The 8,182-nt window shown below is 74.9% G+C and carries 8 protein-coding genes; all 8 read left to right on the top strand.

Annotation, left to right across the window (positions count from 1 at the left end; all coding sequences use genetic code 11):
* A partial coding sequence (locus LO771_RS16480) for a hypothetical protein (RefSeq protein ID WP_230653079.1) occupies positions 1-376 on the top strand: 376 nt, incomplete at its 5' end.
* 212 nt (positions 377-588) lie between these two features.
* Positions 589-1,056, top strand: a complete 468-nt coding sequence (locus LO771_RS16475; protein ID WP_230653077.1) for a hypothetical protein — start codon at positions 589-591, stop codon at positions 1,054-1,056.
* Positions 1,057-1,077: 21 nt separating this feature from the next.
* Positions 1,078-1,392, top strand: coding sequence for a type VII secretion target (locus LO771_RS16470; protein ID WP_230653075.1), 315 nt, complete (start codon positions 1,078-1,080; stop codon positions 1,390-1,392).
* Between the two features lie 201 nt (positions 1,393-1,593).
* Positions 1,594-2,409: a 16S rRNA (adenine(1518)-N(6)/adenine(1519)-N(6))-dimethyltransferase RsmA gene (rsmA, locus tag LO771_RS16465; protein ID WP_230653263.1), complete on the top strand. Its 816-nt coding sequence runs from the start codon at positions 1,594-1,596 to the stop codon at positions 2,407-2,409.
* Between the two features lie 86 nt (positions 2,410-2,495).
* Positions 2,496-3,449: a 4-(cytidine 5'-diphospho)-2-C-methyl-D-erythritol kinase gene (locus tag LO771_RS16460; protein ID WP_230653073.1), complete on the top strand. Its 954-nt coding sequence runs from the start codon at positions 2,496-2,498 to the stop codon at positions 3,447-3,449.
* 480 nt (positions 3,450-3,929) lie between these two features.
* A complete protein-coding gene (locus tag LO771_RS16455) occupies positions 3,930-5,726 on the top strand; it encodes an ABC-F family ATP-binding cassette domain-containing protein (RefSeq protein WP_230653071.1) in 1,797 nt (598 codons plus the stop codon).
* A gap of 234 nt (positions 5,727-5,960) precedes the next feature.
* Positions 5,961-6,422, top strand: a complete 462-nt coding sequence (locus tag LO771_RS16450) for a hypothetical protein (protein WP_230653069.1) — start codon at positions 5,961-5,963, stop codon at positions 6,420-6,422.
* A 71-nt stretch (positions 6,423-6,493) separates the two neighbouring features.
* The gene (locus tag LO771_RS16445; RefSeq protein ID WP_230653067.1) at positions 6,494-8,173 is read left to right on the top strand and encodes a WXG100 family type VII secretion target; all 1,680 of its coding nucleotides are present in this window, start codon (positions 6,494-6,496) and stop codon (positions 8,171-8,173) included.
* The last annotated feature ends 9 nt before the right edge of the window (positions 8,174-8,182 follow it).

Here is an 8,182-nt window from a genome sequence, read left to right as displayed (position 1 = left end):
GCCCGACGACGGGAAGAACGACCCGCTGCCGCGCCTGAGCCGGGAGCGTGCGACGCGGTGGGCCGAGGAGCACACCGCGCGCATGGCCGAGGCGGCCGGGGTCGAACTCGACCGGAAGAGCGCGGAGTCGATCTTCGAGGAGTGCGTCGGCAGGAACGACGAGGTGGTGCGCGACGGGCGCTACTCGCTGTACTACACCGTCTACGCCCCCGTGGCCCGGGAGCGGCAGACGGAGGTCGCCCGGAGGCTCCGCGCGGACTTCGAGAAGGGGGGTACCGGATCACCGGGTACCGGGAGTACCAGGACGACTACCACAGCGCCCTGGTCGACGCCCGGGACGACGAGACCCGGGTCACTTTCGCGACCGGGTCGGTGAGCCCTGTGAAGTTCCTGTTCTCCGTCCGCAGCCCCTGCATGATCCCCCCGGGCGCCACCCGGCAGCCGCAGTAGCGAGAGGAGCCCCCCGGCCATGACCCGGGACATCGAGGTCGTCCTTGCCCGCCCCGAAGGGGGTGTCCGATGAACAGAATCAGGTCCGCCCGGTGCGCGCTCGGCGTCACCCTTCTCCTCCTCACGACGGGAGCCTGCATGTCCGACGACGGGAAGAACGACCCGCTGCCGCGCCTGAGCCGGGAGCGTGCGACGCGGTGGGCCGAGGAGCACACCGCGCGCATGGCCGAGGCGGCCGGGGTCGAACTCGACCGGAAGAGCGCGGAGTCGATCTTCGAGGAGTGCGTCGGCAGGAACGACGAGGTGGTGCGCGACGGGCGCTACTCGCTGTACTACACCGTCTACGCCCCCGCCCCCAAGGAGCGCCACACGGAGGTGGTCCGCAAGGTGCGTGCCGATTTCGAGAAGGAGGGGTACCGGATCGCCGGCTACCGGGAGTACCAGGACGACTACTACACCGCCGTGGTCGACGCGGTGGACGACGACACCCGCTTCTCCCTCAGCGCCGAGTCCGCGGGGCCGGCCAGGAAGCCCAGCAGGACCATCCTGTTCTCCGTGCGCAGCCCCTGCATGATCCCCCCGGGCGCCACCCAGCAGCCGCAGTAGCGAGAGGAAGGAGCCCCCGCCATGACCCGGGACATCGAGGTCACCCCCGCCGAGCTGCGGGCGTCCGCGCACGCCGCCGACGGGATCGCGCAGGACATGAAGGAGCCGACCGGCAGAGCCGTCAGGGAGACCACCGCCGCGGCGGAGTCCCTGACCGGCTGGGACCTCGCCGCCGCCCTGCGGACCGTCGCGGAGACCTGGGGGCCCGCCCTCCAGGGGCTGCACGACCGGACCGCGGCGGGCGCCGCCAACCTCCGCAGCTCCGCCGACGGCCACGAGTGGAACGACGACCTCGTCGGCCGGAACTTCGAGCACTTCCAGGACGTGCCCCAGTGAGGCGGCCGCGCGGCACCGGGCCCGGCCGGGCCCGCCGCCGCGCGACCGGTACCCGGTGCGCGCCGGGCGCACGCCGGAGGTCCGTACCCTAGGGGGGTGAGCACCCCTTCCGGTACCGAACGGACCCCCCACGACCAGCAGCCCGGCGAGGGCCGGCCGGCCGGCGACAGCCACCTCCTCGGCCCCGCCGACGTCCGCGAGCTGGCCCGGGTCCTCGGCGTCCGCCCCACCAAGCAGCGCGGCCAGAACTTCGTCATCGACGCCAACACCGTGCGCCGCATCGTCCGCGCCGCCGAGGTGCGGCCCGACGACACCGTGGTGGAGGTCGGCCCCGGCCTCGGATCGCTCACCCTCGCCCTGCTGGAGGTCGCCGACCGCGTCACCGCCGTCGAGATCGACCCGCTGCTGGCGCAGCACCTCCCCGCCACCGTCGCCGCCCGCATGCCCGACCGCGCCGACCGGTTCGCGCTCGTCCACGCCGACGCCATGGACGTCACCGAGCTGCCCGGCCCGGCCCCCACCGCCCTGGTCGCCAACCTCCCGTACAACGTGGCCGTCCCCGTGCTGCTGCACATGCTGGAGGCCTTCCCCAGCATCGAGCGCACCCTGGTCATGGTGCAGTCCGAGGTCGCCGACCGGCTCGCCGCCGGCCCCGGATCCAAGGTCTACGGCGTGCCGTCGGTCAAGGCCAACTGGTACGCCGACGTCAAGCGGGCCGGCGCCATCGGCCGCAACGTCTTCTGGCCCGCCCCCAACGTCGACTCCGGCCTGGTCTCGCTGGTCCGCCGCGACCCGCCGTCCACCACCGCCACCCGCAAGGACGTCTTCGCCGCCGTCGACGCCGCCTTCGCCCAGCGCCGCAAGACCCTGCGCGCAGCCCTCGCCGGCTGGGCCGGCTCGCCCGCCGCCGCCGAGCAGGCCCTCGCCGCCGCCGGCGTCGACCACCGGCTGCGCGGCGAGGCGCTCACCGTCGAGCAGTTCGCCGCCATCGCCGAGCACCGCCCCGGCCGGGCCTGACCCGCGCCGGGACCTCCTCGCACCGCCTCCGCAACACCCCCACCGCCCGTACCGCCCACCGCACCGCAGCAGACCCCGCAGGAGCCATGACCGTGACCCCCGCCGCCCCGCCGCAGTCCGTCACCGTGCGCGTGCCCGCCAAGGTCAACGTCCAGCTCGCGGTCGGCGGCCGCCGGCCCGACGGCTTCCACGACCTGGCCAACGTCTTCTTCGCCGTCGCCCTCGGCGACGAGGTCACCGCCACCCCGGCCGACACCCTGCGGATCACCGTCTCCGGCCCCGACGCCGACCAGGTCCCCCTCGACGGCTCCAACCTCGCCGCCCGCGCCGCCCGCCTCCTGGCCCACCGCCACGGCCGCACCCCCGACGTCCACCTGCACATCGCCAAGGACATCCCCGTCGCCGGCGGCATGGCCGGCGGCAGCGCCGACGCCGCCGCCGCCCTCGTCGCCTGCGACGCCCTGTGGGGCACCGCCACCCCCCTCGACGTCCTCCTCGACCTCGCCGCCGAACTCGGCTCCGACGTCCCCTTCGCCCTCCTCGGCGGCGCCGCCCTCGGCCGCGGCCGAGGCGAGATCCTGGAGCCGCTGCCCGTCGGCGCCGACGTCCACTGGGTCTTCGCCGTCGCCGACGGCGGCCTGTCCACCCCCGCCGTCTTCCGCGAGTGCGACCGCCTCCGCGACGAGGCCGGCACCGGCTCCGACACCGACGCCGTCCCCGACCCCCAGCCCGACCCCGCCCTCCTCGACGCCCTCGCCGCCGGCGACACCGCCGCGCTCGCCGCCGCCCTCACCAACGACCTCCAGGCCGCCGCTCTCTCCCTGCGCCCCGCCCTCGCCGACACCCTGCGCGCGGGCGCGGACGGCGGCGCCCTCGGCTCCCTCGTCTCCGGCTCCGGCCCCACCTGCGCCTTCCTGGCCAAGGACGCCGAATCCGCCGCCGCCGTCGCGGACGCCCTCGCCGCCTCCGGCACCTGCCGGGCGGTCCGCGTCACCCACGGCCCGGTGCCCGGGGCCCACATCACCGCCGTCGTCCGGTAACAGGCCCGCCGCCCCCTTCCGGCCGTCCGCTCCCTTCCGGCCGTCCGCTCCCTTCCGGCCGTCCGCTCCCTTCCGGCCGTCCGCTCCCTTCCGGCCGTCCGCTCCCTTCCGGCCGTCCGCTCCCTTCCGGCCGTCCGCTCCCTTCCGGCCATCCGCCCCCTCCCGGCGTCCGGCGCGTCCCTCCACGCCCGCCTGCGGCTAAAGCCGGCCGGTCCCGGCTGCGGCCGCGCCCCGCCGCGGCGGGGCGGGGCGCCTCCATGCCCGCCCGCGGCCGCGGCCCGCCGCGCCGCCGCCGTCCACAGCCTGTGGACGGCGGCCGGGCGCGCGTCGGGAACCGCGACTCCCGCGCCCCCGCACCGGCGCCGGAACCCCGCGAGGACCGGCGGCCGCACCGGCCCAAGGGACCGCCCGGACCGGAGGACGCCGGGCGCCCACTACCCTGGGAGACCGGTACCCCACCACCCCTGGAGAGCAGCGCACGTGGCCGTCAACCTCGCCACCCTCGAATCCGTCGGCAAGGTCTACGGCACCCGTGCCCTCCTCGACGGCGTCACCCTCGGCGTCAGCGAGGGCGACCGGATCGGCGTCGTCGGCCGCAACGGCGACGGCAAGACCACCCTGATCCGCATCCTCGCCAAGCTGGAGGACCCCGACGACGGCCGCGTCACCCACGCCGGCGGCCTGCGCCTGGGCGTCCTCACCCAGCACGACTCCCTCGACCCCGCGGCCACCGTCCGCCACGAGGTCGTCGGCGACCGCGCCGACCACGAGTGGGCCGGCGACGCCCGCATCCGCGACATCCTCACCGGCCTCTTCGGCGGACTCGACCTCCCCGGCTTCCCCCAGGGCCTCGACACCGTCATCGGCCCCCTCTCCGGCGGCGAGCGCCGCCGCATCGCCCTCGCCAAGCTCCTCCTCGACGAGCACGACCTGATCGTCCTCGACGAGCCCACCAACCACCTCGACGTCGAGGGCATCGCCTGGCTCGCCGCCCACCTCGGCGCCCGCCGCTCCGCGCTCGTCTGCGTCACCCACGACCGCTGGTTCCTCGACCAGGTCTGCACCCGCATGTGGGACGTCCAGCGCGGCGACGTCCACGAGTACGAGGGCGGCTACTCCGACTACGTCTTCGCCCGCGCCGAGCGCTCCCGCATCGCCGCCACCGAGGAGACCAAGCGGCAGAACCTCGTCCGCAAGGAGCTCGCCTGGCTGCGCCGCGGCGCCCCGGCCCGCACCTCCAAGCCGCGCTTCCGCGTCGAGGCCGCCAACGAGCTCATCGCCGACGTGCCGCCGCCGCGCGACCGCAGCGAGCTGATGAAGTTCGCCAACTCCCGGCTCGGCAAGACCGTCTTCGAGCTGGAGGACGTCACCGTCCAGGCCGGCCCCAAGACCCTGCTGGAGCACCTCACCTGGCAGCTCGGCCCCGGCGACCGCGTCGGCCTGCTCGGCGTCAACGGCTCCGGCAAGACCTCCCTCATGCGCGCCCTCGCCGAGGCCGCCGCCACCCACGGCGAGGCGCAGCCCGCCGCCGGCACCGTCAAGGTCGGGAAGACCGTCAAGCTCGCCTACCTCTCCCAGGAGGTCGCCGAACTCGACCCCGACTGGCGCGTCCTGGAGGCCGTCGAGCGCGTCCGCCAGCGCGTCGACCTCGGCAAGGGCCGCGAGATGTCCGCCGGCCAGCTCTGCGAGCAGTTCGGCTTCGGCAAGGACAAGCAGTGGACGCCCGTCGGCGACCTCTCCGGCGGCGAGCGCCGCCGCCTCCAGCTGCTGCGGCTCCTCATGGACGAGCCCAACGTCCTCTTCCTCGACGAGCCCACCAACGACCTCGACATCGAGACCCTGACCCAGCTGGAGGACCTCCTCGACGGCTGGCCCGGCTCCATGGTCGTCGTCAGCCACGACCGGTACTTCGTCGAGCGGACCACCGACAACCAGTACGCCCTCCTCGGCGACCGCCGCATGCGGATGCTGCCCGGCGGCGTCGACGAGTACCTCCAGCGCCGCGCCCGCATCGCCGAGACCGCCGCGGCCCCCGCCGCCGCCCCCGCGGCGGCCGCCAGGCCCACCGGCGACACCCGCGCCGCCAAGAAGGAGCTGCAGCGCATCGAGCGGCAGCTCGCCAAGCTGGACGAGCAGGAGGCGAAGCTCCACGCCGAGATGGCCGAGCACGCCACCGACTTCTCCCGCGTCGCCGGGCTCGACACCCGCCTGCGCACGCTCAAGGACGAGCGCGAGGAACTGGAGATGCGCTGGCTCGAACTGGCCGAGGACGCCTGACCGCAGGCCGGCCGGCGCGCCCGCACCGACGCGCCCGCACCGGCGCTCCTGTACCAACTTCGTACCAGGAGCGCCGGTACGGAACCGGCCCCCTGACCCGATGACACCCGCGCTCGGTAAGCTGGGGCCGCGGCGTGCCCCTGCGTGCGGGCCGCGGCAGGACGAGGGAAACCGACGAGGTGTGACGGCGCGGTCCCGGTGTGCAGGCACCGCGCACGGGGGAGGTGCAGTGCTGTGCTGATTGCTGACGGCGGAGGCGGGATGCCCGGCCTGGCGGCGGCCGTCGGGCGCCAGGCGTTCACGGCGGAGGTCGAGAACCTCAAGACCTTCAAGTCGAAGGTCGACCAGATGCTCCAGGACCTGGAGGGCTCCGCGGCCTCCCAGAAGCAGATCTCCGACCAGCGCCTCGCCAGCGGACACCTGGGCACGGGCTTCGGCGAGGCCGAGGACCTCTTCTCCGCGTACGCCAAGGTCCACGACAACCTGGAGACCCTGTCGAAGACGCTCTCCCAGCAGATCGAGGCGATGAGCATCACGGTCGACGTCTCCACCAAGGGCTACCAGAACGTCGAGGAGTCCCGGCTCGCCGAGCTCTGGAAGATCCGCGACCAGGCCGAGGCCGCGCAGAAGCCCCCGGCGGCCGGGGGAGCGCCCGCGCCCGCCGCGTCCCAGGGCACCAAGCAGGGCGCTTTCTGATGCTGCGTCCACTGCGTCCCGCCGTGACGGCGGACGCGTGCAGCAGTCACAGTCCACGGGGAAGGTGAGGAATGCAGGACGCTGGTGGGGCGAACCCCTACAGCCCCAAGTCGAACTTCGAGGGCTACGACCACGCCGCCCTCAAGGCCATGGTCCACGGCGCCGACGCCGGCTCCGTCATCGACGTCGGCACACGCCTGACCAACGCCCACACGGTCATGGACTCGATCGGCAACGAGCTCATGTCCCACATGTCCAACCTCGACTGGACCGGTGACGCCGCCGACTCCTTCCGGGAGTGGGGGCGGCAGGTCGCCAAGGCCACGCTCGAACTCTCCGAGTACTCGCGGGTCGCGGGCGACTTCATGACCAACGCGGGTTCGACGCTCGGCGAGGTCAAGAAGGCCATTCCCGACGTGCCCGTCAAGGACATGGAGACCGTCGCCAGGCACAGGGCGCAGCCCTCCGCCGCCACGGCGATCACCGGCACCGTCGTCGGAGCCGCCCTCGGCGGCCCCCTGGGCGCCGCGGCCGGCCCCAGCGTCGCCGACCGGGCCATGAAGGCCGTCAACCCCGACTGGGTGACCGCCAGTGAGGCCGCCGCCGCCCAGAAGCGGATCGACGTCGCGCACCAGCAGGCCATCGCGCAGATGGAGAAGCTGGGGCAGTCGTACGAGATGTCGACGGACGTCATGAAGAGCGCCAAGACTCCGACGTTCCCGCCGACGCCGGAGACGCTGATGCCTCCGCGCAGGTATGCCGAGGACGGCATCACCGATGTCAATGTCGGTGGCACCGGATCCACAGGATCGTCCGGATCGCGCACCGGCGGTGGCGGCACTGTCCGCGGCTCCTCCGGTGTGACGGTCGGAGCTTTGATCACGCATTCCGGTGGAGGGGGCTCCGTCACCGGTGGCGTGACGTCTCCCCACACCACTCCGGTCACCGGCGGCACCGGCTCCCACGTCGGCACGGGCATCGACGGCGTGGCCGTCCTCCCGACGTCGCCCAGCGGCTCCACGCCCCTTCCGGGCGGTGGCCCCGGCACGGCGCCGGGGGGCACGGCCGTCCCGCCGACCGGAGGCCTTCCCGGCGGCGGTCTGCTGCCCGGCGGGGGACGGCTCGGCGGGTCGCCCGGCTCCGGTGGCGTGCGCGTCCCCGGCGGCCGTCCCGTTGCGGGCGGCGGTCTCCGCCCTGGAGGCAAGGCCGTCGGAGGGGTGTTCGGCGAGGGCGAGCCCGGACTCGGCGCGGGTGCGGGCAGCCGCCGTCCCGGCTACGGCGGCACCACCGTCGGGGCCGAGGAGGGCGCCGGGACGACCGGGTCGGCCCGCACGGGTGCCGGGGCCGGCCGGGGCGGCGCGGCCGCCAGGCGTCCTGCCGGCGGTGCGGCGTTCGACGGACTCGAGGAGGGGCACGGCGCTGCCGGCGGCACCGGCGCGGGCGGCGCCGGCGGCCGCGGCTACCGCGGGGGCCAGGGCTCTGCCGGGCGCCGTCTCGCGACGGAGGAGGGCGGCATGGTCGGCGGCCGCCGTGGTCCGGGCGCGGGCGGGGAGTTCACCCCGGGCGGCTCCGGGCTGCGCAACCGCGGCGCCGCCGGTGCGGACCCCGACGGCCACGGAATGCCGGGCGGATCCGCCGCGGGCGGCCGCGGCTCCCGGGACCGACGGGGCCGTCGGCCTGACTACCTGGTGGAGGACGAGGAGACCTGGGGCTCCTCCGCTTCCGAGAGCAATCCGACCGTGATTGAGTAGCAGCGAGTT

Source organism: Streptacidiphilus sp. ASG 303 (assembly GCF_020991365.1).
Taxonomy (GTDB): domain Bacteria; phylum Actinomycetota; class Actinomycetes; order Streptomycetales; family Streptomycetaceae; genus Peterkaempfera.
The sequence above is the reverse complement of the archived record's forward strand: the minus strand, read 5'-3'. Positions and strand labels throughout refer to the sequence as shown.